We start from the raw sequence: 25,020 nt of genomic DNA on the forward strand, positions 1-25,020 counted from the left end.
TCCTGCTTACATCACTGTTTAAATTAGCTGTAACTCACGAATCCGGAGTGTCTAGAGACGTCCCCCAACCCAACGAAAAGAAGCGCGATTATCGCAATTCACCAGCGTTTTAGCAACTCTATTCGGAGCCCTCTAAAATTGTGGGTGTTACGAAGATAACAAGCTCACGCTTCTGCTGTTGTTGACGCTGGTGTTTGAACAAGCTGCCGACTAGCGGCAACGAGGATAAAATTGGGACGCCGGAGTCGTCCTTCAACTCCAGTGTTTGAAAAATCCCACCGAGTACGATGGTTTCGCCGTTTTTTACCAACACTTGTGTCCCCATCTCCTGGGTATCAATGGCTACAGCGGGTCCGGTCGGCGTGCTAACAGTATCGCCGCGGGTGTTTTGGGTAATAGTTAAGTCGAGTAGAACGTGGTTATTGGGTGTGATTTTAGGAGTAACCCGTAAGCCCATTACCGCTTTTTTAAATTGTACTGCGGTTGCCCCTGATGCAGCGCTCTCAACATAAGGAATTTCGGTCCCTTGTTCTATAAAGGCAGGTTGCTGATTAGCCGTGAAAATCTTCGGGCTCGCTATGATCTCACCTTTATTCTCGTGCTCTAGTGCGGTGAGCTCTAAATCCAGAAGCAGATCGTCACTCAGGCGCGCAACGTTAAGACCAACTGTTGCGTGAGGTTGAACAACCGGTGCACTAATTTGCATGCCATGAATAAAATTCGTGTCATCAACTGTTGTGGCTTCTAGCCCCGAGGATGAAGCGCCCCAGCGAACGCCGAACTCTTTTGCCAGGTTAGTTTTTAAGCTTACCATTCTGGCTTCGATCATGACTTGCCTTACTGGCCGGTCGAGCTCAGCAACCAACTGTTTTATTGCCTGCCGGTGTTTCTCAGTATCGTTAATAATTAGGGTATTAGTTCGTTCATCAACGGTAATAGAGCCCTGATGAGAACTTAGATTTTGTCCATTTTGAGTTATTAGCTCAGCTAGCTCATTAGCCGCAGCAAAGTTAACGCTAACCAGTTCCAGCTTTCGTTCTTCCGGTTCCGAAGGGTTGTCATCGCTTTTAGAAACCCACAGTACATTGTTTTGCAGGTGGATGAAGATTCCGTGGGTTTTCGACAAGCTAGTCATAGCGTCCAGCCAGCTGACGTCCTTCAGTTTTAAGTTGGTTGAACCTGTTATATCGTCTGCGACAATAAGGTTTAACTGAAGCTGATCGGCAAGAATCTGTAGCGCCTCGCTTAAACCAACACGAGTAAGATTAAGGTTCACTTTTTGTTGGCGTTGTTGTTCGCTGAGCAAGGAGTACCAAGCATTATCCTTAGCAATACTTACTGTTGTTGCAAAAATACCGCCCAGTAACAAGGTGATAGGAGCTACCGTCCTCAGTATTGCCATAATATCCTCTATAGTTGAATGATTTTTTTTGTGGTGACATTGCAGTCTTCTGTCGGCAACAGCTGGTCAAGCTCGACGTGTTCGTCAGCAATAGAAGTGATAACCGAGGTCGGGTTATAGAACCGTTGGCCGACTGTTGTTTTGATGTACACGCCAGTGTCGGATTGCCAGTATGCGAATGATGCAGCGTGCTTAGAGGTAACGGTTGCTGCTAGCCTTAAGTCAGCCAGGTTCAGCTCGGCTTGCTGCTGTGTTACCGGTGCTTCAGGGCAGCTCACTTCCGTAATCGAAAGGTTTGCCATGATGGGCTCTAACGCTTGCTCCTGATTAGTTCTTGTAAGCTGCCAATTAAGTCGGCCATCCTGTCCTGGCGTTTTAGAAAAGCTGATAAACTGAGAGTGAAGCGCTCGCTTCCAGACACCTTTTAGCGACTGCCCTGATGTAAGCAACAACAGCTGTCGTAATTTAGCGGCTGCACCGGTAACAACTACCGAATAAGTAAACTTAGTATTATTAAGCGGCTGTAAAGTAAGCGTGAGGCCAAGCTCATCAACCCATTGACTTAGCTGCCAGATAAACTCCGTTTGGGGGCCGTCAGGGGGCGTATGAGATCTTATCATGCGCAAATGTTGGTGATGCTGCGTGAGTTGCTGGCGCCGGCTTTTAAGCTCGCTTAAAAGGCTTTTTTCAGCGGCATGAGTCATCATGTAAGCAGCAGCTACAGCAATAATGACAATAGTACAGAACATGCCATAAACAATGTGTGATGTTCGCAGCCAGGGTGTGGTCATGACGCGCGCTCGATTATCGCCCGAATAACAAACTGCCTTGGCGCCGAAAACTGAACGGAAATAGATGAGTTATTGAGAAGATTTGTTAGTTGGTTTTCGAGTAACTTGACACTTTCTGTTCGTAAAAAACTGCCGCTTATTTTTACTTCACGTTTTAATCGGTGAATTGAAGAAATCTGAATTCCCTGTTGTGTCAAGTCGAGTAACTTAATGAACTCAGCTATTACCTGCGCATGAGTTTGTTGCGCAGAGCGCTGTTTTGTGGCTGCGGTGGTGTCTTGTTGAAGTTCACTCGCTTGTTTTGCGACTAGCTCAAAGTCGTTTAATTCAACGTTTAGCGTTGCCAGCTGTTGTTCTAGTTTTATCAGGCGCGAATTAAATGTTAGGTAATAGGCCGCCACTAAAAGTGCAAAGACAGTAGCTACTGTCAGCACACGGCGATACTGCCTGCGCAACACAAGCTGAATGCCGGGGCGGCGCCAATCGGCTAAATTTAATGATGCCAAGAGCTGAAGCCCCTTAATGCGTTGCCAAATAAGCTGATGGCTGCGGTTGAGCCGACTGCAGAACTAAAATCGCCCATCGACTTGGGTAGCTGCAACTCGATAGCAGTGTTCAAAAGATTTTGTGTTGTCTCGGAAAACTTTGTCTTGTCGCCAAAATAAAGGGTTAAGGGTGAGTTAGTTATAACCTCATGAAGTTCCGACTCTGCAACAAACTGCAACCTGTCTAAACAACCGTGATGACAAAACAAACAGGTGGATAAGGGATGGCTGAGTTCAACTATGAGCCACTGTTCGCAAGGGCGACTAGTAATTAATTCGCCTTGCCCTAATAAAAAATTGGTAGCTCTTAGGATGGCCTGAAAAGCGGGCTCGACAATGCTCAAGGGACCCGCGAGTTGAGCAAATAACTGTTGGCGCTTTTTGACCTGTGAGCTGTGAGCAGATATTACGTGTGCTGAAGTAGGGTCGTACTGATAATCGAGTACTATGTCTTGTGTATAGTCAGCAGTTCCACCGTAGGTTTCATGTACGAAACTAGTTACATTGTCCGTAGCACTCGGTTGTGTAAGCCGCTGGTAGTGAGACGCTCGGTGCTCCATCACGGTCATAAGCTCGCGACAATCTAAGCCTTTATTCCAGGCGGTGTTAGCTTTCTGTTTGTGCCACTGATGGATAAAAACATTTCCTCGTTCGGTGCTTAACTGTAAATAAATTAGCTCGTTGTCAATTATGTCGACAGCGGCTAAAGCGGCTTTTGTTCGAGGCATGCGGTTCTCTTTGTAAAGGTTTTTAAAATAGCTTCAAAGGTTAGTTTTTCGGATAAAAATCAGCCATAATGCACAGTCGCGTAATACTGTACGAAATACATGGAAACCGTTGTCCTAAATGGAGCTAACGATTGAAGTTTTTTAAACGTTTTATACTTGCCTTGTTGGTACTTGCGGTGCTTGGAGTTGCCGCTGTTGGTGCGCTTTATTTATATGTTAAGCCAGAACTCCCGAGTGTTGCGACGTTGCGTGATGTGGAGTTGCAAACGCCAATGCAAGTGTTTACCCAAGACGGTGAGCTCATTTCTCAGTTTGGCGAAAAAAGGCGTATTCCCGTTGATTTAGAAGACGTGCCCCAGTCGATGGTAGATGCATTTCTGGCAACGGAAGACAGTCGGTTCTATCAACATATAGGGGTCGATCCGATTGGCGTTATGCGTGCTGTTTGGGTGCTGGTAACAACGGGGGAGATAAAAGAAGGCGCAAGTACTATCACCATGCAGTTAGCGCGAAACTTCTTTTTATCGTTTGACCGTGCGTGGATGCGTAAAATTAAAGAAACATTTATCGCGCTTCATATTGAACAGTTACTGGATAAAGACGAAATTTTAGAGTTGTATCTTAATAAGATAACCTTTGGCCACCGGGCTTTTGGGGTTGGCGCAGCAGCGCAGGTTTATTATGGTAAGTCATTGAATGAACTTACTCTGGCGCAAATAGCAACTATAGCGGGCCTTCCTAAAGCACCTTCTAATCTTAATCCTATTAGCAATCCTGATGCGTCCAAAGCTCGTCGACGAGTGGTCTTGTTGCGCATGCTGGATGAGAAAAAAATCACCCGAGAACAATTTGATCAGGCTGCTGATGCGCCGGTTACTGCCCGCCGCCATGGCGCCGAAGTTACAGTGAATGCGCCTTACCTTGCCGAAATGGTTCGGCAACAAATGATCGATCGTTACGGTGAGGAAGAGGCATATAATGGGGGTTACAACGTCTATACGACCGTTAAGAGTGATGTGCAACTAGCCGCGCGTCAGGCTGTGTGGGATAACCTTCATGCCTATGATGAGCGTCATGGTTACCGTGGTCCCGTCAGTGTGTTGTGGTCTGAAGAAGACGGTAGAGCTGCATTATCGTCAAATGAAATTACTCGTTATCTTGAGAAGTTAAAATCGGTTGGTGCAGTAATCCCCGCGGTTGTTGTTGAAGTGGAGGGACAAACCGCTACTGTTATGGCAAAAGATGTCGGTAGGGTTACCTTGCCATGGGAATCAATGCACTGGGCACGCGAATACCTTAACGAGGAGCGCCAGGGACCTCCGCCGGAGTCGGCCGCCGACATTATGGCCGCGGGGCATGTTATTTGGTTGCGTCGCGTTGCAGCAACAGATGAAAACAACGCTGTCTGGCGTTTAGCCCAACTACCTGAGCCCAGTTCAGCCATAGCGTCATTGCGACCATCAGATGGCGCAGTGGCGGCTGTTGTGGGTGGTTATAGTTTTGCATTAAGTCAGTATAATCGGGCGTTGCAAGCCGAGCGGCAGGTTGGTTCTAATATCAAACCGCTGATTTATTCGGCTGCTTTTGAGCAGGACTTAACGCTGGCAACGCTAGTGAATGACGCGCCGATAAATCAGTGGAACCCCGGCTCCGGCATCGCCTGGCGACCGAAAAACTCGCCTGATGTTTATGAAGGGCCGATTCGTTTACGTAAGGCACTGGCAAAATCTAAAAACGTGGTTTCGGTGCGTTTAATTCGCGAAGTGGGTGTAAAGCAAACCGCTGATCATATTGCTAAGTTCGGACTTGATCGAAGTGAAGTTCCTGAAAATGAATCAATTTCGCTGGGTTCGCTTTCGATGACGCCGATGCAAGTTGCACGAGCTTATGCGACATTTGCAAATGGCGGTTTCTTGGTTGACCCCTATGTTATCGAGCGAATAGAAGACCGCAATGGCGAAGTGATTTTTAATGCTGAGCCTAAGCTGGCTTGCGTGGATTGTGACAATCCTGCGCCACAAATTATTTCGGAGCAGAATGCGTTTCTGGTCGCTCAGGCTATGAACTCGGCGGTTTGGGGCGGTGGCAGTTGGGCCCACAATACCGGCTGGAATGGAACGTCCTGGCGCATACAGCGCTCAAAGCCGATTGTTAATGAAGTCGGTCGCTCTATCGCTGGTAAGACAGGTACCACCAATGATGTTCGCGATACTTGGTTCTCAGGCTTTACTACCGGCCTGGTGACAACAACCTGGGTCGGCTTTGATGATGTATCCCGGCAGCTTGGCAGAACCACCATGAATCCATTGCTTGATAGCAAACAACAAGCTATTTCGGGCGGTGAAGCCGGCGCTAAAACCGCGTTGCCGGGGTGGATTTTGTTTATGGAGAAAGCATTGCCCCGGTATGAGTCAGGCAACATGATGATACCGCCGGGTGTGGTCAACGTGCGAATCGACCTGGCAACCGGCAAGTTGTCACATTTAACTGACCACACGACTCGGTTTGAATACTTTATAGATGGTACCGAACCTACCGAGTATGCCGATACACAAAAAGACAACGGCGACATTTTTAAGGAAGACGATCGCGAGCTCTTTTAAGCTCGCTGTCGTTTACTGCGCAGGTGATCAGCTGATGGCGCTAAGACGCCCCAGTAATTGGTTGAGGTCGGATTGCACTCCGCCTGCAGTCACTTGCTTGCCGGCCCCCGGGCCACTTATTACCAGTGGCATTTCTGAGTACCAATCTGTATAGATCACAAAAATGTTTTCACCCGGGATCAGGTTCGCTAACATGTCTCCCGCGGGTATATATTCGATACCGACTTTTGCTTTAACCCGTCGTTCTTCCGATACTGAAAAGCTGGCGAGCAAGCGCGGGACTTTGCCATCTTTAGCAGCTGATTCAAGCATTTCATTCATTGGCTCGTCGAGCTCGCTACGCCGTTGCATAAACTCAGCAACTGAAATATCACGCAGATGTTCAGGAACCAGACTATTAACCTCGATATCCTGCCAGTCAAGTTTCAGCCCAATCTCGCGAGCCAGGATTAGAAGTTTACGAACCAAATCCTGACACGACAGGTCTTCACGGGGATCGGGCTCGGTGTAGCCGCGTTCTTTTGCCTCGGCAACTAAATCGCTAAATGCTGTGTCGGCACTGAAGTTTTCGAACAGCCATGACATGGTGCCCGAAAAAATTCCTGAAATACTTCGAATTTCATCGCCTTGAGCGCGCAAATCGTTAATGGCGTAATTAAGTGGTAAGCCAGCCCCAACCGTAGTGTTGTATAACCATTCACGTTTGTACTCATGCTGGATTGTGCGTATCTCATGGTACAGAGATTCATGGGCAGAGCCCGCGCGTTTGTTAGCACTGATGATATGCAGTCCGTTAGCAAACAAGCTGGGATACAATTGTGCTATCGGTTTGGCATCGGTTAAATCAAGTATCACCAGTTCATCGTATGGCGCATTAGGTAATTCACGTAATAATTCGGTCAGTACGTAGGGTCGTGCCAGCCGGTCAAAATCAGCAGACCAAGCATTTAACTCAACACCTCCGTAGTCTAGCCACAGGCGCTTAGAGTTAGCTATGCCTATGATCCGCACGTCCATCACCTGGTTGATTCGATCGCGTTGCTGTTTAAACAGTTCTAACCAGGCACTACCAATATTTCCGCGCCCCAACACCAGCACACCCAGACTACGGCGATAATTGAATAACTGGCTGTGTAAACGGTTTAAAAAACGACTATCGAGCTGCTGTTCAAGAATAGCGATAGCCGAATTGCCATGTTCTCCCAGCCCAAACCGACGGACTTTTTGCTCGCTTAGCTGGAGCTTGAATGTGGTATACTGATCGGTCTCCTGTATGCGGTCACCGACCAGAGCGACCATTGAGTAGCCACGTATTTGGGTCACGGCATTGTCATTATCAATCTGCTCTAACCAACGACTTATATAGTCAAGGTGGTTTTGATGAAAGACTAAGTACTGATGATGCTTTTCCGGCTCGGTCCAACTAAATATTGGCTCAAGGTCGAGCTCATCCAATTGATCCACCAGACGTTTATCGTTTAACTCAATTTTAAAAAGCACCACCTCGGATAACGAGGTAAATACCTTGCCGCGGGGCTCAGCATGCTCAAACTGACCAATTCGGGTTTGCTGGTTCTCGACTTTAAGGCTTGAACGAACGGAAATAACCATGCGCTCGCGGTTAACCGGCTGAAAAGTTCGCGGATGCAGTACCGGACTGCCCAGGCGAGCTAACTCTTCAGCTTCAGACCAGTCTAACGCTGGCAAACTGACGACCCGCTCAATTTTGCGGGGATCCGCGGAGTAAACCCCGGCTACATCCTTCCAGATGGTTACTTGTTTTGCATCGAGCAGGCTACCAACCAGAGTCGCTGAGTAATCACTGCCATTTCGACCCAGGGTCAGGCTTTCACTATTTAACCCACGGGCTATAAAACCAGTGACGATAAACCGAGTGCCTGGGTAGGGAGCAACCCGTTGCAGCAGCGCTTCACGCGACACTTGCTCCTGGATTAATGGCTCAGGTGCGTCTTCGGCACAGAGAAAATCCCGGGCATCGATGTGTTCAGCGCGAGTGCCTTGCTTTCTGAGGAGTGCAGCGAGTAAGCGAGCTGACCATAACTCGCCGTACGCTAATAATTCTGCGTCACGGCTAATGCTTTCTTCGCCGCGAATAAAGCGTCGAAAACGTTCAAAGTCTGCATTAGATAGTTGGCACAGGGATTGTGCTAAATCGCTACCAAGCAGTTCATTGATAAGCCCTAACTGAAATTTTTCCAGTTGTTCGAGCAGGATTGCCGCAGTATCGCCGGGCTTTTTAGCCGCTGCAATAATAGCTAAAATGCGGTTGGTAGTGTCGCCGGCAGCAGAAACGACAACAACGTCGCTGGCACCAGCGTATTCGGTCACAATTCGAGCGACGCGGCGGTAACAGAAGGCATCGGCAAGACTACTGCCGCCAAATTTATGAACTTGTACGGTATCAGCAGCAGCCTGCACTTGCTCTTGAGTTAGCCCTTCTATTGCCATCAACTACGTCCTCTAAACTACAAATAATTGGTCGTTATGCTGTAAGGCTAAAATATTGTGGCGCAAATGTCAGCAACTTTTAGCCATCTAGACGGATAAAATTTGACGTAGCTAATCCTGTGAGTACAATTCATTATATCTTATAAGGGTTTTTCATACAGCGAGAGAATGCGATGAAGTGGAACGGTGAGTATATTTACCCGTACGCAGAACATGGGCGTAAAAGTCAACAAGTCAAAAAGGTTACGGTATCGATACCAACCCGTGTACTGAAAGTACTGACTGATGAACGAACTCGCCGCCAAGTAAAGAATTTACGCCATGCTACGAACAGTGAACTCCTGTGTGAAGCGTTTTTACATGCGTTTACAGGGCAACCACTACCAACGGATGAAGACCTGGAAAAGTCTAACCCGCACAAAATTCCAAGCGCTGTGCGTGAGGAACTCGAAGCACGCGGGTTACCTATTCCAACGGACGACGAGCTGGATCAGTCCTGATCCAGCATATAGTTTTTGGGCATGTCGATTTTTGCCGCCCCTGATTTGACGGCGGCTTCTGCTACAGCGCGGGCTACGCGGTGACACAGCCGCGGGTCCATGGGCTTAGGAATGATGTAATCAGAGCCAAAGGTAAGGCTGGATTCGCCTGAAGCCTCGAGTACCGAATCGGGAACTTCCTCTTTAGCTAACTGGCGAATCGCTTCGACAGCTGCAACTTTCATTTCATCGGTAATAGCGGTTGCCCGAACATCAAGTGCGCCCCGGAACATGAACGGGAAGCAGAGCACATTGTTGACCTGATTGGGATAGTCAGAACGGCCGGTACCAATAATGACATCGTTACGCGCCTGTTTTGCGAGTTCTGGTTTAATTTCCGGATCGGGGTTGGAGCAAGCAAATACGACGGGCTTTTCAGCCATCAGCTTAAGTGTTTCTGGTGATAGCAAGTCAGGACCCGAAACCCCAAGGAATAAATCAGCTCCCTCAATTACTTCCTCTAACGAGCGTTTATCGGTGTTATTCGCAAACAGCATTTTATACTCGTTTAGATCGTCGCGGCGGGTATGAATGACACCTTTTGAGTCCAGCATATAAATGTGTTCGCGCTGAGCGCCGCACTTGATCAACAGTTCCATGCACGCAATAGCCGCTGCGCCTGCTCCCATGCATACGATACGTGCGCTGCGCAATTTTTTACCCTGAATCTCCAGTGCATTTAGCATGCCTGCAGCGGTAACTATTGCCGTGCCATGCTGATCATCATGAAAGATGGGCACGCTGCACTTTTCGATTAACGCTTGCTCGATCTCAAAGCACTCTGGCGCCTTTATGTCTTCAAGGTTAATGCCGCCAAAAGAGTCCGCGATATTGGCAACCGTGTTGATAAAGTCCTGCGTCGTTCTGTGCGTAACTTCAATGTCGATCGCGTCGAGTCCGGCAAAGCGCTTAAACAATAATGCTTTGCCTTCCATTACCGGTTTTGAAGCCAACGGCCCCAAATTACCTAACCCCAGAATCGCAGTGCCATTACTGATAACGGCCACAAGGTTTCCTTTGGCAGTATATTTATAGGCGTTATCTGGATCGTCGGCAATTTCCCGAACAGGTTCGGCAACGCCGGGGCTGTAGGCCAGTGCTAAGTCTTTACTGGAATTTGCAGGTTTGGTTAACTCGACTGAGATTTTTCCCGGAGTGGGATACTGATGATAATCTAACGCTTGTTGGCGAAAGTCAGACATAAAAGCCGGCCTTTTATCTGTGATAATATCGAGCTCTTAGTTTAACGGCTTTTCGTGTAGGAACAAATCTTACCTGCTATACAGAGACTTGTTAGAGCAAGATAACTTTTATCGTGTCTAAAAATGCACCGGTTAACTTTTCTTTAACAAAAGGGGCTGCGCAGAAGGCGGGCAACAAAAAAGGCGCTTAATAGCGCCTTCTTTAAAAAACTGATAACAAAGCGTTGTTTTCAGCGGTTTTAATCGTCCGGCTTATTTTTTGCCCAACGTACCAAAACGCTTCTTAAATTTGTCAACGCGACCACCAGTGTCCATTACACGCTGTTTACCAGTGTAGAACGGGTGGCACTCTGAACATACGTCAACCAGCAGATCTTCAGTGCGGGTAGAGCGTGTTTCAAATTTATTACCGCACGAGCAGGTGACGGTAATTGCTTCATACTTAGGATGAATACCTTTTTTCATGGGATAACCTCAATAATGGGCCGCATCGCTATCCGGTCATCGTTATGCCGGACACCATGCGCAAAAAAACATCAATCGTTTGGAGCGCGGCATTCTATGTGATAACAGCTTACTGATCAAGTAAAATATCAGCGCTTGTATTATCTTGAGTAGCGCCACAAAATAGCAAAATGCCGATTGAAAAGCCCCATACACAACGTCAGGTAGAAGTCGCACTGCCGGTGCCACTGCGTAAATCCTTCACTTACCAAATGACCGAGCCTCTCCCTGCTGTAGGCTCGCGGGTTAAAGTGCCGTTTGGGCGCCGAACGTTGATAGGTTTTTATTTAGCACCGCTAGCACACACGGTGACTAATGACTACGCCCTGAAAGATGTCGACGAGGTGCTCGATCAGCAACCGTTGTGGGCTGATGATATTTGGCAGTTAATTTGCTGGGCAGCTGACTACTATCACCACAGCCTTGGTGAAGTTGCCGCTAATGCGTTGCCGACATTGCTGCGCAAAGGCGCGGCTGCCAGCTATCCGCCGGTTGAATATATTGCCTTGACGAAGGTGGGTGCCGAGCTCGACAGCGAGCAAATGAAGCGTGCACAAAAGCAACAAGCGTTAATTCACTTGTTACAGCGGGGTCCGCAGCCGCGAACTGTTGTAAAGGCAGCAGACATTAGTGCCACCGTGATAAAGGCTGCAGAAGAAAAAGGTTGGGTAGAGCGGCAACAGCGCGTTCCCGCAGCAGAAGAGACCCCCTGGCAGCTGGACTCAGATAACCAGCCACTGACGTTGAACCAACAGCAAGCCATTGCGGTGACAACGATCAACCAGCAACAGAAACATGCCGCAATGTTACTGCAGGGCATTACCGGTAGCGGTAAAACAGAAGTTTATTTGCAGGCAATGACACCTGTGCTTAAACGCGGCCAGCAAGTGTTGGTTTTGGTTCCAGAGATTGGTTTAACGCCACAAACGCTGCATCGTTTTCAGCAGCGCTTTGACGTACCCATTGTTATGCTGCATTCAGCATTGAATGATAGTGAGCGCTTACAAGCATGGTTAGACAGCCAAACTGGTAAGGCCGCTATCATAATCGGCACCCGTTCTGCGGTATTCACCCCATGTAAAGAGCTTGGCTTGATTATTATCGATGAGGAACATGACTTGTCCTTTAAACAGCAGGACGGTTTTCGTTACCATGCCAGAGATATTGCAATTAAACGGGCTCAATTGTTGGATATCCCGATTGTTATGGGTACTGCAACGCCCTCTTTGGAAACGCTGAACAACGCGGTAAGTCAGCGCTTTCATTGGTTAAAGCTTGATCAACGAGCTGGTGGCGCAGAGCAGGTAAAACACCAGCTGCTGGATATCAAAGGGCAGAAAGTTGTAGCCGGTATTTCTGAGCCGCTAGAGCAGCAGATTGCCGACGAGCTGAGCAGGGGAAACCAAGTTCTTTTGTTTTTAAACCGGCGTGGCTTTGCACCCGCGCTTATGTGTCACGAGTGTGGCTGGATAGCGCAATGCCAGCGTTGTGATGCCTACTATACGGTACACAAAAGCCTCTACCAGCTACATTGTCATCATTGTGGCTCACAAAGGCCAATTGCAAAACAATGTAATGACTGTGGCTCTTCTCATTTGATGACTCATGGTGTTGGCACGGAACAATTAGAAAATGCATTGCAGCAACGTTTTCCCGATTATGGCGTGTTACGTATCGATCGTGATTCTACCCGTCGTAAGGGTGAACTAGGTAAGCAGTTACAGGCAGCCGCTGATAGTCGTTATCAGATTTTGGTCGGTACCCAAATGCTGGCGAAAGGCCATCACTTTCCCAATGTTACGCTGGTCGCCTTATTAGACGTTGATGGTGCGCTCTATAGTGCTGATTTTCGCGCTGCCGAGCGTTTGGCACAACTATTCACTCAAGTTGCCGGGCGTGCCGGACGGGCGAAAAAAGCAGGCAAAGTGGTCTTGCAAACTCACCACCCTGAACATGACTTGATCCAGGATCTGTTAAATAATGGCTATCAGGATTTTGCCTTAACGGCGCTTGCAGAGCGCCAGGCTGCTCAACTTCCACCTTATGGGCACATGGGGCTATTTCGGGTAGAGAGTACCGACCGTCTTGCTATCACGACAGCACTTGATCAGCTGGTGCAGCAATTACCCGTTGTTCAGGGAGCGCAAATACTGGGTCCAATGCCGGCATTAATGGAGCGCAAAGCGGGGCGTTATCGTTATCAGCTGTTGGTACACTGCCAAACACGTAAATTACGTTATCAGCTACTCGAACACATGCTGCCGCTAATAGACAAACTGCCGAGTTGGCGCAAAGTGCGCTGGTCGTTAGATGTTGACCCACAGGACTTCACATAAGGGCTATAAAGCGAGTAAACTAATACCCTTATCATTCCTTCTTTTTTAATCTATGCACAGGTAGTCGAGTCGATGAAAGAACAACTGGAACAGTTACTTGCTGATGCTATTGGCCAAATAAAAGCCGATGGCGTTTTACCCGCAGATCAAACGGTAAATATTCAGCTCGACCGACCACGAGATAAATCACACGGCGACTTTGCAACTAATTTGGCCTTGATGCTGGCAAAGCCGGCAAAAACAAACCCTCGTCAGCTAGCCGAAACGATCGTTGCAGCGATTCCGCAAAATACGCTGTTAGCGAAAACTGATATCGCCGGACCGGGTTTCATAAACTTTACTATCGCCCAGGATCAGCTCAAGCAACAACTTGAAGCGATGATGACCAGTGATCGTCTGGGGGTTGAGCCCGCACAGGATAAGCGCACAATTGTTATTGACTACTCGTCGCCGAACTTAGCCAAGGAAATGCACGTCGGACATTTACGTTCTGCCATTATCGGTGATGCAGTGTCCCGCGTTAGTGAGTTCCTGGGTCACACGGTCATTCGTCAGAATCACGTGGGTGACTGGGGTACTCAGTTCGGCATGTTGTTGGCTTACATGGAAGCGCTTGATAACCAGGAAGCGGAATACGAGCTGAGTAATTTGGAAACTTTTTATAAAGCGGCGAAACAGCGTTTTGACGAAAGTCCTGAGTTTGCTGAGCGAGCGCGCGAGCTGGTCGTTAAATTACAGTCTGGAGATGAGTACTGCTTAAAACTCTGGAACCAGTTTATTGATGTGTCGTTAAGCCACTGTCAGGAGGTCTACGACCGCTTGGGTGTTAAATTAACGCGCGCTGACGTGATGGCGGAAAGTGCATACAACGACCGCTTACCGGGAGTTATCGAGCATTTAAAAGAAAAGAACCTGTTGGTTGAAGATCAGGGGGCTCAGTGTGTCTTTTTGGATGAGTTTAAAGGTAAGGAAGGCGATCCGTTACCCATTATCGTGCAAAAGAAAGGCGGCGGCTATCTGTATGCCACGACTGATTTAGCGGCTATTCAATATCGGCAACAAGAACTTGGCGGCGATTATCTGATGTATTTTGTCGATGCACGTCAAGCACTGCATTTTGAGCAAATTTTTACGTTGGCGCGTAAAGCAGGATTTATTGAGGGCGATATTCGCACCCAGCACTACGGGTTCGGGACCGTAATGGGTAAAGATGGTAAGCCCTATAAGAGTCGTGATGGCGGTGTGACGAAGTTAGCTGACTTGTTAGATGAAGCAGAGCGCCGTGCGCTTTCGTTGCTACAACAAAAGTCGTCTGATTTGACGGAATCACAGCAGCAGGAAATTGCAAAGGTCGTGGGCATTAGCTCAGTTAAATATTCCGATTTATCGAAGAACCGGACCAGTGATTACATTTTTGACTGGGACTTGATGCTCACCTTTGAGGGCAACACTGCGCCTTATCTGCTCTACGCCTTCACACGAGTCAACAGTATTTTCTCTCGCTTGGGGGAAACCGGTTTTGATCAAACAGCCGACTTTATTTTAGATGACCCGCGCGAAGTTGCGTTGGCTAACCAGTTGGTCAGGTTTAATGAGGTAGTGCATCAGGTTTACGATAAAGCCATGCCGCATTTTCTGTGTGGCTATTTATTTGAACTTGCGGGTCGATTCTCAAGCTTTTATGAAGCCTGCCCTATCTTGAATCAAGATAATGAAGCGTTGCGCAATAGCCGTCTGAAACTGGCTCGCCTTACAGCCAATACACTCAGTGAAGGACTGGATCTGCTGGGTATTCCGACACTGGAGAAAATGTAAGTTTGGATTACGCCAATCGCAAGCCTAATAAGCAGCCTAAACGAGGCGGTAAAAAGAAGTCTGCTGCGCGCAAGTCGGCCAGTGGCGCGACCCGAAGAAAATCGGAGACGCGCAATGTGCCCTGGCTGATTGTTATCATAGCAATCGTGTTGATCGTTGCATTTGCTTATGGCTTGGTCAAGATCAACGGTAGCTCAGAAAGCTCCGCACAACAGCCCGTAATTCAGCCTCCTCCGGAAAATTTGTTGCCTGAAAAGCCGGAAGAACGCTGGCAGTATATTGAGGAGCTGGAAAGCAAAGAAGTCGAAGTCGACGTGCCGGAACGTGAAGTCGGCCCGCCTAAATTGATGCAGTGCGGCTCGTTCAGGCAAGAAGCTGATGCGCAGCGGCTTCGTGCGCAAATTGCTATGGCTGGTTTAGAAAGCCAGATACGCGGTACTACCGGTAAAAACGGTCTATGGTATCGGGTTATTCTGGGTCCATACGAAACCAAACGAGATGCTGAGCGAGACCGGCATAAACTGCAGCGCGCACAAATCTACGGCTGTGCCATCTGGAACTGGAATATCGATTAGCCCCTTGCTGACCTTGAAATTTAAACGGCATACCCTCAGATAGTTGTCATCGCTGTCGCTAATGCGACATCACCAAACTACGAGAGAGGATGAGGTTTTGACCACGATAGTATCAGTTCGACGGGGCGACAAAGTCGTCATTGGCGGTGATGGCCAGGTATCACTGGGCAATACGGTAATGAAATCTAATGCGCGCAAAGTGCGTCGCCTATATCACGAGCAAGTGCTGGCCGGCTTTGCCGGAGGTACTGCTGACGCATTCACATTATTTGAGCGATTCGAATCAAAACTAGAGCAGCACCAGGGTAATCTAATGCGTGCTGCGGTAGAGCTCGCCAAAGACTGGCGCACAGATCGTGCACTGCGCAGGCTGGAAGCCTTACTCGCTGTTGCTGATAAAGAAACCTCCCTAATTATTACTGGTAACGGCGACGTTGTTCAGCCAGAAAATGATCTTATTGCTATTGGCTCAGGTGGGCCTTATGCGCAGTCAGCTGCGCGCGCACTGCTGGAAAATACTGAGCTTGATGCCCGCATGATTGTCGAAAAGTCACTGACAATTGCCGGCGACATTTGTGTTTACACCAATGGCAATCAAACCATCGAAGAGCAGGAGTCTATCGCTGCTGCTAAGAACCAATAACTTAAGGGGACACAACCTGATGTCTGATATGACCCCCAGAGAGATCGTTGACGAACTAAACCGCCACATCATAGGGCAAGACAAAGCAAAGCGAGCCGTCGCGGTAGCATTACGAAACCGTTGGCGCCGCATGCAACTGGATGACGAGTTGCGGCCCGAAGTAACACCTAAAAATATTTTGATGATTGGTCCAACGGGTGTTGGTAAAACAGAAATTGCTCGCCGTCTGGCGAAGTTAGCCAATGCGCCGTTTATTAAGGTCGAAGCAACGAAGTTTACGGAAGTAGGCTACGTCGGCAAAGAGATCGAGTCGATTATTAAAGATTTGACCGATGCAGCGGTTAAGCAGAAGCGTGAAGAGATGATGCAAAAAGTCCGTTATCGCGCCGAAGAAGCCGCTGAAGATCGTATCCTTGATGTGTTGTTACCACCGGCCCGTTCAGCAGGCTCCGGCTGGGGAGCCCAGCAAGAAGAAGCGCCAACTGAGGAAGAACGTAAATCGCGCCAGGTATTTCGTAAAAAGCTACGGGAAGGCCAGCTCGATGATAAGGAAATAGAAATTGACCTGGCGACGCCGCAAATGGGTGTAGAGATCATGGCGCCACCGGGTATGGAAGAAATGACTTCACAGCTACAGAACATGTTCCAGAACATGGGTAGCGATAAGACCAAGAAACGCAAGATGAAGATTAAAGATGCGTTTAAACAGCTGGTCGACGAAGAAGCGGCTAAAATGCTCAATCCGGATGACGTAAAAGAGGCGGCCATTCATTCTGTTGAGCAAAACGGTATCGTCTTTCTGGATGAAGTCGACAAGATTTGTAAACGCGGAGATAGCTCGGGTCCGGATGTGTCACGAGAAGGTGTGCAACGCGACCTGTTGCCATTAGTCGAAGGTACTACGGTTAATACTAAGCATGGCATGATCCGCACCGACCATATTCTATTTATTGCGTCCGGTGCGTTTCAGATGAGCAAGCCATCTGACCTGATTCCTGAATTGCAGGGTAGATTGCCGATTCGGGTAGAGCTTGATGCGCTGACAAGCCATGACTTTGTGCGCATTTTGACTGAACCTAATGCGTCATTAACAACACAGTATCGTGCCTTGTTAAATACTGAAGGGGTAACCGTTGAGTTCACGGATGACGGTATCCAGCGAATCGCTGAAATTGCCTTTCATGTAAACGAAACGACCGAAAATATCGGCGCGCGCCGTTTACATACCGTACTTGAACGGTTAATGGAGGAAGTCTCCTTCAATGCCACCGATCATAGTGGAGATACGATTTCTGTTGACGCGGCCTATGTTGATAAACATATCGGTGAGCTGTCAAAAGATGAAGATCTCAGCCGTTTTATTCTGTAACGGGTGACTTAAATAGCCGCTGCTGCAAAAGGCGCAGGCAGCGGCTCTCTTCCTTCTTTGAGTTCTCGTTCAATCAACTGTTCGGCGAATTCCAGCCGCATTGGCGGTGAGTAGTAATAACCCTGCATCATGTCACAACCGAGCTGTTGTAAAATCATTTGTTGATCTTCGGTTTCTATGCCCTCGGCAATAACTCGCTTACCCAGGCCGTGAGCCAAGCGTATCATTGCTTTTAATATAGTTGCGTCGGTACGATTAACTTGTAGCTCACTGACAAAACTCCGATCGATTTTTATTTTACTTATGGGTAAAGAACGCAGGTATGCCAGAGAAGAGTGACCCGTGCCAAAATCATCAATGGCCACGTTAAAGCCCATTGCTCTTAATTTATTAATCACACTCATGCCATTGTGCAGGTCAGACATGGCAACGGTTTCGGTAATCTCCAACTCAAGTGCCGCAGGTGCAATCTGATATTTATCGACAACCGCTTGTAACTGATCGATGAGTTGAAAATGTTGAAATTGCTGGGCTGATAAATTAACGGCAATCGGCCAACAGTGATCGAACTTTTGATGCCAACGCTTGAGGGTAGCCGCTGCTTTTTCAAGTACCCAACTGTCTAATGTATCGGTCATCCCCAATTGCTCGATGTAAGGTAAAAACTCTGCCGGGGATAACAGTCCTCGCTCGGGATGCTGCCAGCGTATTAACGCTTCGAAACCACAAAGTTGTTGATGATCAAAATCAAACTGGGGCTGTAAATACAGCAAAAATTCGTTGTTTTTAAATGCCCGTTTAAGAACAGGCTCCATATCCAGCAATTGGCTGAACATGTCATCCATACCCCGTTCAAAAAACACCACACCGGGTTGATGGTGGCGTTTGGACTCGGTTAGCGCGATAGTGGCTTTATTTAACAAAATCTCCGCATTGGTTCCGTGTTGCGGATACCGGGAAATACCAACTCCGACACTGATGGCGACTGATTTTTCGCCAACAGTTATGGGTATACTCAAGCTTTGCTGTAGCTCATTGCCAAGATCTTTAAGCAAATGTCGGCTTTTTAAATGGTCAAAAACAATCGCAAAAACGTCTCCGCTAATGCGGGCGACCGCCAATGGTGTTTTGTGGAAGTGTCGCAAGCGACTGGCCACTTCTTTTAAAACTTTATCACCACCTTTAATACCCAAGCTTTCGTTAATTGACTTAAAACGGGAAATTCCGATGAGGCAAACGGTTAGCTGGCGGTTATTGGAACGGCAAAAGTCAATAAGATAAGGAATTTTTAATACCAGCTGCGCACGATTAGACACGCCGGTGAGCGCGTCATGTGTATGCAGATATTCGGCACGTTGTATGGCTCGTACTGATGTGTTGCGCTCTGATTCGAGTAACCAGATAATGATACCGACCATGACTATGGCCAGAAAAATCACCGTAAACACACCTTGTACCGCGATTACCCAGTCAAGCGGACGGTCGCTAAGTGTCTGAATAGCGGCTACCACGACAAGATTTTTAAATGCCACAAACAGAAAGCCGCATGCGACTAGACGTGGACCAATACCCGCCTTAATTTTGCTCCACATGGGTATACCAATGGCGAAAAACAGCAATGCCGGAACCAGAAATTGTAAAAAGCTTTGATTGGGGTTACTTATGGCGACCGACAAACTGTTAGAAGACAGCCAGGCAATAACACCCCCAAGACCTGCTGAAGCGTATCCTAAGTAACGGATAAGACGTGAGGGTTGTCGTTTGTCAATTGCATCGAGCGTCCCCAGCGCAATGTATACGATAGCCAAATATTGCAGAGCCAGTGCAACAGCTTGCGCAAGCTGGACGCTGGTTGCGCTGATTTGAATTTCACCCATGCCCAGTGCGCCTAGCGTGACGCGAATCAGTTCGCTGAAGCCGTACGAGAAACAAGCGAATGACCAATAGCGCAAGTAGGCATAGTCGTATGATGCAAAATAAAAGCGCAGTAGTCCCGTAAACCCTAGTAACAGGAGTGTTTGAACTGAATGGGTTATCGTTTCGATCGCCAATCCGGTGATCAAATCAAGCGTAGGCATGCCACATTTCTTTATTATTATTATTTTCACCTAAATTAATGCACTTTAATGGGTAAGTTCAAGTGCTAGTTAACGTCAAAGTAGGTAATTTGACGCCAATCTTTGATTTGGGTTTTTGAATTAGGCAATACCCGTTATACTCAGAGAGTTAACCCTAACTACGCGGACAAAGACATGGAATATAATACCTCAGAGCTATGCGATCTCTACCCGGATATGGTGGATGTGGTTGAACCCATGTTCGAGAGTTACGGTGGCCGTTCGTCGTTCGGCGGTCAGTTGGTGATTATTAAAAGCTATGAAGATAAGGGCTTGATCGAAGAAACCCTGAATCAGGATGGCGGCGGTAAAGTACTACTTATCGATGGTGGTGGCTCAGTACGCCGGGCGTTAATTGACTTAGCTATTGCTGAACAAGCCATGGATAATGACTGGGAAGGCATTATTTGCTATGGCTCTGTCAGGGATGTCGACGCATTAGAAGAGTTAGATATTGGCATCCTCGGCGTTGCCTCTATTCCGGTCGCGGCACCTAGCGAAGGTACCGGCGAAATGGAAATTCCGGTTAACTTCGGTGGCGTCACGTTTCTACCGGAGGATCATATCTATGTGGATAGTACCGGGGTTATCTTGTCACCCGAGCCGCTTGATATTGAGTAATGTCTGATCTGTCGTTTTTAAAGTTAGTTGAGCCCAGCCATTGGGTTCGAGTTCGAGAGCACGAAACCAAGATTGGCCAGGCAATTCATTCTCTGGCGCTGGAGGGAAGCTTTGAACAAAGCTTAGCCAGCGCCTGGGAGGGCGGCCAACGTGTCGCGATTGTTGGTATTCCGGAAAGCATCGGGATTAAAGCGAACCTGGGCCGTCCGGGGGCAGAAGGTGGCTGGCAGGCATTTCTGCAAAACTTTTTAAACCTACAAAAAACCGGCTTGGTTTCAACGCACGAATTATTACTCGTTGGCTCGATTGAATGTAGCGACTTGATGCAACAAGCTGAGTCACTGAGTATCGAAGACGAGCAAGAACTTGCCGAGTTGCGGCGTCTGACTGCGATGATCGATGCGCGAGTCAGTCGCGTGTTAGCTCCTATTTTTGCGCAAGATTTTGACGTTGTTGTCATTGGTGGCGGTCACAATAACGCCTATCCGCTGCTGAAATCACTGCATCAAGTGACAGACCAGACCGTGGGCGCCGTTAATTTGGATCCGCACGCAGACTTCCGTGCGACTGAGGGGCGGCATAGCGGTAACGGGTTTAGTTATGCGTATGTCGAGGGCATCCTCGAGTGCTATCACGTTGTGGGTTTGCATCCGGGTAAAAATTCAGCGAGTAGTCTACGCAACCTCAGCGATGCGGGTATGCGCTATCACTCTATCCATCGCTTATTCGAGCGGTCTTTTAACGAAGTGATGGATGAAGTTGTCGCTAAAGCTGACTCATGGCAACGCCCGCTGGGTATTGAGCTAGACGTGGATGCGCTAACAGGTGTTCCGGCTAGCGCGATAAATTACAGTGGCTTGTCACTGGCGCAGGGCTTCCAGTTTGTAAAACGCCTGGCTGAGCTTCCCGATGCCAGGTATGTGCACTTGGCTGAGGCAGCTCCAAGTCTTTGTAGCGCCGGTCCTGAAGAGGGTTTAAAGGTGACAGGACAAGTGCTTTGTGAGCTAACTACAGCGTATCTTCACGGTCGTGAGCGACGCCGTTAAGCCATAACGTTTTTAGCGGGTTAACGCCGAATTGATAGGTCAATTCGGCGGGGTTTTGTATATCCCACAATGCCAGATGTGCTTTCATTCCAGCCTTTATTTGACCGTATTCTTTTTCAATGCCAAGCGCTTTTGCAGCATTTACGGTAACACCGCGCAAACACTCCTCCGGCGTTAACCGAAATAACGTTGCACCCATTTGCAACATCAGGGGTAAGTTGTGAATAGGCGAAGATCCCGGATTGGCATCGGTAGCCAGCGCAATCGGCACTCCGTATTGCCGCAGTAGCTTGATAGGCGGCACAGTGTCATCACGCAGAAAGTAAAATGCACCAGGCAGAAGTACCGCAACTGTGCCGTTTTCAGCCATCGCTTTTACGCCGTTCTCGTCCAGTTGCTCCAGGTGATCAGCGGATAATGCGTGGTAACGAGCTGCTAAGGCAGCACCGTTTTGATTGGTGATCTGCTCGGCATGAAGTTTGATGGGTAATTCATGGGCTTTTGCTGCTTTAAAGACACGTTCAGTCTGCTCAAGACTAAAACCGATACGTTCGCAGAAAGCATCAACCGCATCGATTAATCCCTCAGCAGCAAGTGTCGGTAAAATCTCATTAATTATTAATTCGATATAGCCATCGGCATTGTTTTTATATTCCGGAGGCAGGGCATGCGCCGCAAGCAGCGTAGTTTTGATGTTAATGGGTAATTGCTCGCCCAAAGCGCGTGCTACTTGTAATTGTTTGCGTTCGTTTTGCAGATCCAAACCGTAGCCGGACTTAACTTCAATGGTGCCGACGCCTTGTTGCATTAATGCAGATGCACGTTTGCTGGCCAAACGCAGTAACTCATCAAAATCGGCAGCACGAGTAGCCTGGACCGTACTGGCTATCCCCCCGCCCTGTTCAGCGATTTCAGCGTAGCTTTTACCATGTAATCTTTGTGCGAATTCGTCAGCGCGAGAACCAGCCCAAACTAAGTGGGTATGGCAGTCAATTAGTGCCGGCGTCAGGCACATGCCCTGGCCGTCGATAACTGTTGCCGCTGGCGTGGCTGGTGCTTCGACAGCAGGCCCCGACCAATAAATTGATTCACCGTCAATAATCACGACCCCGTCTTCGATAATACCGTAATCGTCAGAGTTGTCGGATAGCGTTGCTAAAACGATGTTTTGTATACGTTGCATAGCTATTATTTAACTTCGTTTTGTGGCTTTGTTATAAGAATAGCAACCTGCTTAGGTCTTGTATAGACAATTCAATTGAACTAAACTTTGTTGCATGGGCTTTCACCAACACTGGTCACATGCAAGGGTGCCTCATGGCAAAATTTTCGACAATAAAGCAGCACATCTACCAAAAAATCGAATCCGGTGAATGGCCGGAAAATCACCCCGTCAGCTCAGAAAATGCGCTTGCCGAGGAGTTTTCAGTAAGTCGTATGACAGCACGCCGAGCACTGCAGGAGCTTGCTGATGAGGGACTAGTTATCCGAACTCAGGGTGCCGGAACGTTCGTCGCCCCAATTAAGTCACAAACGTCTTTCATGGCTATCCGAAATATCGCCGATGAGGTGCGCAGCAGAGGCCACGATTATCGCGCCAAGGTGCATCATATGCGCGTGCAACAAGCCTCAAGTCAGGTTGCGGAAGCGTTAGCACTTGAACCCGGCGTAGACGTGCTGCATTCAACTATTGTGCATTACGAAAACGACAAACCGGTTCAGCTCGAGGAAAGGTATGTTAATCCCAACTTGGTGCCCGACTATTTAAAGCAAGATTTTAGCAAAGTGACCCCACATGAGTATTTGTGTGTTGTGACACCACTAACGGAAGCGAGCCACCAAATAGAAGCTATTCTGCCTATCTCTGCAGTATGCCAATACCTAAGTATTGATCGGCACGAGCCCTGCTTGCGCATCATTCGCCGCACCTGGAGCTCGGGCGGTGTAGTGAGCTACGCCATTCTGACCCACCCAGGCTCCCGCTTTAAGTTGGGTGGGCATTTGAATTTTTCGAATTCTTAGGAGTACGTCATGAGTCAACCACGACTTGATACATCAAGAACAATTAAAGCCGATACCGGTACTGAAATATCCTGCGCTAATTGGCAGATCGAAGCGGCGAAACGCATGTTGATGAACAATCTCGATGACGAGGTGGCGGAGCATCCTCAGGCGCTAGTCGTATATGGTGGCATAGGTCGAGCTGCCCGTAACTGGCCTTGTTATGACAAAATTATAGAAACCCTGGAGCGGCTTAAACCAGATGAATCATTACTGATTCAGTCAGGCAAACCGGTGGGTGTATTTCCAACACATGAGGATGCGCCGCGCGTGCTCATCGCAAATTCAAACTTAGTGCCTGAGTGGGCTAATTGGGAGCATTTTAACGAGCTCGATAAAAAGGGCTTGATGATGTACGGCCAAATGACCGCAGGTTCCTGGATTTACATTGGCTCACAAGGCATTGTGCAAGGTACCTACGAAACCTTCGGTGCGGTAGCTCGACAACACTTTAATGGCGATGCTAAAGGTAAGTGGATACTGACTGGCGGGCTCGGTGGCATGGGTGGCGCGCAGCCACTGGCGGCGACCATGGCTGGTTTTTGTATGCTGGCGGTAGAATGTGACGAGAGCCGTATCGATTTTAGATTGCGTACAGGCTACGTTGACCATAAAGCAACCTCTCTGGATGAGGCAATGACGCTAATAAAAAGCGCGTTAAACAAGGGCGATGCTATCTCGGTTGGGTTACTGGGTAATGCCGCCGACGTTTATAGCGAGATGCAGGAGCAAGGTGTGTTACCTGACGTGGTTACCGACCAAACGTCGGCTCACGACCCGCTGCATGGCTACTTACCGCAAGGATGGACGCTGCAACAGTATCATCAGCAGCAACAGCAAGACCCACAGGGCACGGTGAGCGCTGCTAAGCAATCGATGGCAGTGCAGGTCAAGGCCATGCTGCATTTTCAGCAACAGGGTGCTGCTGTGCTGGATTACGGTAATAATATTCGGCAAATGGCAAAAGATGTCGGTGTTGAGCATGCATTTGACTTCCCGGGCTTTGTACCAGCCTACATTAGGCCGTTGTTCTGTGAGGGTATAGGGCCTTTCCGGTGGGTCGCGCTATCGGGAGATCCTGAGGATATTTATAAAACCGACGAAAAGGTTAAAGAGCTAATCCCGGACAACCCGCATCTGCACAACTGGCTGGATATGGCTAAAGAGCGCATTTCGTTTCAGGGGTTGCCGGCAAGGATTTGTTGGATTGGTTTAAAAGACCGCGCGCGTATTGCTAAGGCGTTCAACCAGATGGTCAAAAATGGTGAGTTAAAAGCGCCGATTGTAATAGGGCGTGATCATCTGGATTCAGGCTCTGTGGCTAGCCCCAATCGTGAAACCGAAAGCATGAAAGATGGCTCAGATGCAGTGTCTGACTGGCCGTTGCTCAATGCGTTATTAAATACCGCTGGCGGCGCAACCTGGGTAAGTTTACACCATGGTGGTGGCGTTGGTATGGGTTATTCGCAGCATGCCGGGGTTGTAATTGTTGCCGACGGCACGGATGCAGCAGAAAAACGCCTGGGTCGTGTGTTATGGAATGACCCCGGAACTGGTGTTATGCGTCATGCCGATGCGGGATATGATATCGCCAAAGATTGTGCCAGGGAGCAGGGCTTAGATTTGCCAATGCTCGAGAATCAAACATCGTAGC

At 48.4% G+C, this 25,020-nt stretch carries 20 protein-coding genes; 11 read left to right on the forward strand and 9 right to left on the reverse strand.

The genetic code is table 11. The annotated features are described in order from the left end of the window. Positions 1–118: 118 nt before the first annotated feature. From pilQ to DEU29_RS08845, 4 genes are read right to left on the reverse strand one after another with little or no spacing between them, the layout of a single operon-like run. Positions 119–1,402, reverse strand: a complete 1,284-nt coding sequence (pilQ, locus tag DEU29_RS08830) for a type IV pilus secretin PilQ (RefSeq protein WP_133540002.1) — start codon at positions 1,400–1,402, stop codon at positions 119–121. Positions 1,403–1,410: 8 nt separating this feature from the next. Continuing rightward, positions 1,411–2,193 (reverse strand): hypothetical protein, encoded by a 783-nt coding sequence (locus DEU29_RS08835; RefSeq protein ID WP_133540003.1) that lies wholly within the window; start codon positions 2,191–2,193, stop codon positions 1,411–1,413. Continuing rightward, positions 2,190–2,699 (reverse strand): hypothetical protein, encoded by a 510-nt coding sequence (locus DEU29_RS08840; RefSeq protein ID WP_133540004.1) that lies wholly within the window; start codon positions 2,697–2,699, stop codon positions 2,190–2,192. The genes DEU29_RS08835 and DEU29_RS08840 overlap by 4 nt, the downstream gene beginning before the upstream one ends. Further along, positions 2,687–3,466 (reverse strand): hypothetical protein, encoded by a 780-nt coding sequence (locus DEU29_RS08845; protein ID WP_133540005.1) that lies wholly within the window; start codon positions 3,464–3,466, stop codon positions 2,687–2,689. The genes DEU29_RS08840 and DEU29_RS08845 overlap by 13 nt, the downstream gene beginning before the upstream one ends. 131 nt (positions 3,467–3,597) lie before the next feature. Between DEU29_RS08845 and DEU29_RS08850 the strand changes: the two genes are divergently transcribed. After that, positions 3,598–6,069 (forward strand): penicillin-binding protein 1A, encoded by a 2,472-nt coding sequence (locus DEU29_RS08850; protein ID WP_133540006.1) that lies wholly within the window; start codon positions 3,598–3,600, stop codon positions 6,067–6,069. Between the two features lie 27 nt (positions 6,070–6,096). Here the strand turns inward: DEU29_RS08850 and metL are convergent, their stop codons facing one another. Beyond that, positions 6,097–8,538, reverse strand: a complete 2,442-nt coding sequence (gene metL, locus DEU29_RS08855; protein WP_133540007.1) for a bifunctional aspartate kinase/homoserine dehydrogenase II — start codon at positions 8,536–8,538, stop codon at positions 6,097–6,099. Between the two features lie 173 nt (positions 8,539–8,711). On the opposite strand from metL, the gene metJ reads away from it, so the two are divergent. Then, entirely contained in the window at positions 8,712–9,038 is a 327-nt protein-coding gene (metJ, locus tag DEU29_RS08860) for a met regulon transcriptional regulator MetJ (RefSeq protein ID WP_133540008.1), read from the forward strand. On the opposite strand, the gene DEU29_RS08865 is transcribed toward metJ, so the two are convergent. Then, a complete protein-coding gene (locus DEU29_RS08865; RefSeq protein WP_133540009.1) occupies positions 9,029–10,279 on the reverse strand; it encodes a malic enzyme-like NAD(P)-binding protein in 1,251 nt (416 codons plus the stop codon). The two genes, metJ and DEU29_RS08865, sit on opposite strands and share 10 nt — an antisense overlap. A 252-nt stretch (positions 10,280–10,531) precedes the next feature. Further along, positions 10,532–10,744: a 50S ribosomal protein L31 gene (gene rpmE, locus DEU29_RS08870; protein ID WP_105307524.1), complete on the reverse strand. Its 213-nt coding sequence runs from the start codon at positions 10,742–10,744 to the stop codon at positions 10,532–10,534. 170 nt (positions 10,745–10,914) lie between these two features. Between rpmE and priA the strand changes: the two genes are divergently transcribed. The 5 genes from priA (at position 10,915) to hslU (ending at position 17,521) form a co-directional block, all read left to right on the forward strand. After that, positions 10,915–13,119 (forward strand): primosomal protein N', encoded by a 2,205-nt coding sequence (priA, locus tag DEU29_RS08875; RefSeq protein WP_133540010.1) that lies wholly within the window; start codon positions 10,915–10,917, stop codon positions 13,117–13,119. A gap of 72 nt (positions 13,120–13,191) precedes the next feature. Then, on the forward strand, positions 13,192–14,934 hold the full coding sequence (gene argS, locus DEU29_RS08880) for an arginine--tRNA ligase (protein ID WP_133540011.1): 1,743 nt from the start codon (positions 13,192–13,194) through the stop codon (positions 14,932–14,934). A gap of 2 nt (positions 14,935–14,936) precedes the next feature. Further along, positions 14,937–15,509: an SPOR domain-containing protein gene (locus DEU29_RS08885; RefSeq protein ID WP_133540012.1), complete on the forward strand. Its 573-nt coding sequence runs from the start codon at positions 14,937–14,939 to the stop codon at positions 15,507–15,509. Positions 15,510–15,606: 97 nt separating this feature from the next. Then, entirely contained in the window at positions 15,607–16,152 is a 546-nt protein-coding gene (gene hslV / locus DEU29_RS08890; RefSeq protein WP_133540013.1) for an ATP-dependent protease subunit HslV, read from the forward strand. Positions 16,153–16,171: 19 nt separating this feature from the next. After that, positions 16,172–17,521, forward strand: a complete 1,350-nt coding sequence (gene hslU, locus DEU29_RS08895; protein WP_133540014.1) for an ATP-dependent protease ATPase subunit HslU — start codon at positions 16,172–16,174, stop codon at positions 17,519–17,521. Between the two features lie 8 nt (positions 17,522–17,529). Here hslU and DEU29_RS08900 read toward each other — a convergent pair whose 3' ends face one another. Next, the gene (locus DEU29_RS08900) at positions 17,530–19,599 is read right to left on the reverse strand and encodes a putative bifunctional diguanylate cyclase/phosphodiesterase (RefSeq protein ID WP_133540015.1); all 2,070 of its coding nucleotides are present in this window, start codon (positions 19,597–19,599) and stop codon (positions 17,530–17,532) included. A 174-nt stretch (positions 19,600–19,773) separates the two neighbouring features. On the opposite strand from DEU29_RS08900, the gene rraA reads away from it, so the two are divergent. Both rraA and DEU29_RS08910 read left to right on the forward strand, forming a co-directional pair. Further along, on the forward strand, positions 19,774–20,259 hold the full coding sequence (gene rraA / locus DEU29_RS08905; RefSeq protein WP_133540016.1) for a ribonuclease E activity regulator RraA: 486 nt from the start codon (positions 19,774–19,776) through the stop codon (positions 20,257–20,259). After that, entirely contained in the window at positions 20,259–21,305 is a 1,047-nt protein-coding gene (locus tag DEU29_RS08910; RefSeq protein WP_133540017.1) for a formimidoylglutamase, read from the forward strand. Before rraA ends, DEU29_RS08910 begins: the two co-directional genes overlap by 1 nt. On the opposite strand, the gene hutI is transcribed toward DEU29_RS08910, so the two are convergent. Next, positions 21,268–22,488 carry an imidazolonepropionase gene (hutI, locus tag DEU29_RS08915; protein ID WP_133540018.1) on the reverse strand — a complete coding sequence of 407 codons (1,221 nt, stop codon included), beginning with the start codon at positions 22,486–22,488 and terminating at the stop codon, positions 21,268–21,270. The two genes, DEU29_RS08910 and hutI, sit on opposite strands and share 38 nt — an antisense overlap. A gap of 134 nt (positions 22,489–22,622) precedes the next feature. Here hutI and hutC point away from each other — a divergent pair, with 134 nt between their 5' ends. Next, positions 22,623–23,327 (forward strand): histidine utilization repressor, encoded by a 705-nt coding sequence (gene hutC / locus DEU29_RS08920; protein ID WP_133540019.1) that lies wholly within the window; start codon positions 22,623–22,625, stop codon positions 23,325–23,327. 9 nt (positions 23,328–23,336) lie between these two features. Beyond that, positions 23,337–25,019 (forward strand): urocanate hydratase, encoded by a 1,683-nt coding sequence (gene hutU / locus DEU29_RS08925; protein WP_133540020.1) that lies wholly within the window; start codon positions 23,337–23,339, stop codon positions 25,017–25,019. Position 25,020 lies beyond the last annotated feature (1 nt).

The sequence above is a fragment of the Idiomarina aquatica genome (assembly GCF_004362895.1).
GTDB lineage: Bacteria > Pseudomonadota > Gammaproteobacteria > Enterobacterales > Alteromonadaceae > Idiomarina.

What these genes read in the sequence shown, in the direction of transcription:
- rraA (WP_133540016.1), top strand. Translation starts at nt 19,774, where the DNA reads ATGGAATATAATACCTCAGAGCTATGCGATCTCTACCCGGATATGGTG.
- DEU29_RS08845 (WP_133540005.1), bottom strand. Translation starts at nt 3,466, where the DNA reads ATGCCTCGAACAAAAGCCGCTTTAGCCGCTGTCGACATAATTGACAAC.
- metL (WP_133540007.1), bottom strand. Translation starts at nt 8,538, where the DNA reads ATGGCAATAGAAGGGCTAACTCAAGAGCAAGTGCAGGCTGCTGCTGAT.
- DEU29_RS08900 (WP_133540015.1), bottom strand. Translation starts at nt 19,599, where the DNA reads ATGCCTACGCTTGATTTGATCACCGGATTGGCGATCGAAACGATAACC.
- DEU29_RS08835 (WP_133540003.1), bottom strand. Translation starts at nt 2,193, where the DNA reads ATGACCACACCCTGGCTGCGAACATCACACATTGTTTATGGCATGTTC.
- hutC (WP_133540019.1), top strand. Translation starts at nt 22,623, where the DNA reads ATGGCAAAATTTTCGACAATAAAGCAGCACATCTACCAAAAAATCGAA.
- priA (WP_133540010.1), top strand. Translation starts at nt 10,915, where the DNA reads ATGCCGATTGAAAAGCCCCATACACAACGTCAGGTAGAAGTCGCACTG.
- pilQ (WP_133540002.1), bottom strand. Translation starts at nt 1,402, where the DNA reads ATGGCAATACTGAGGACGGTAGCTCCTATCACCTTGTTACTGGGCGGT.
- rpmE (WP_105307524.1), bottom strand. Translation starts at nt 10,744, where the DNA reads ATGAAAAAAGGTATTCATCCTAAGTATGAAGCAATTACCGTCACCTGC.
- hutU (WP_133540020.1), top strand. Translation starts at nt 23,337, where the DNA reads ATGAGTCAACCACGACTTGATACATCAAGAACAATTAAAGCCGATACC.
- hutI (WP_133540018.1), bottom strand. Translation starts at nt 22,488, where the DNA reads ATGCAACGTATACAAAACATCGTTTTAGCAACGCTATCCGACAACTCT.
- argS (WP_133540011.1), top strand. Translation starts at nt 13,192, where the DNA reads ATGAAAGAACAACTGGAACAGTTACTTGCTGATGCTATTGGCCAAATA.
- DEU29_RS08865 (WP_133540009.1), bottom strand. Translation starts at nt 10,279, where the DNA reads ATGTCTGACTTTCGCCAACAAGCGTTAGATTATCATCAGTATCCCACT.
- DEU29_RS08910 (WP_133540017.1), top strand. Translation starts at nt 20,259, where the DNA reads ATGTCTGATCTGTCGTTTTTAAAGTTAGTTGAGCCCAGCCATTGGGTT.
- hslU (WP_133540014.1), top strand. Translation starts at nt 16,172, where the DNA reads ATGTCTGATATGACCCCCAGAGAGATCGTTGACGAACTAAACCGCCAC.
- metJ (WP_133540008.1), top strand. Translation starts at nt 8,712, where the DNA reads ATGAAGTGGAACGGTGAGTATATTTACCCGTACGCAGAACATGGGCGT.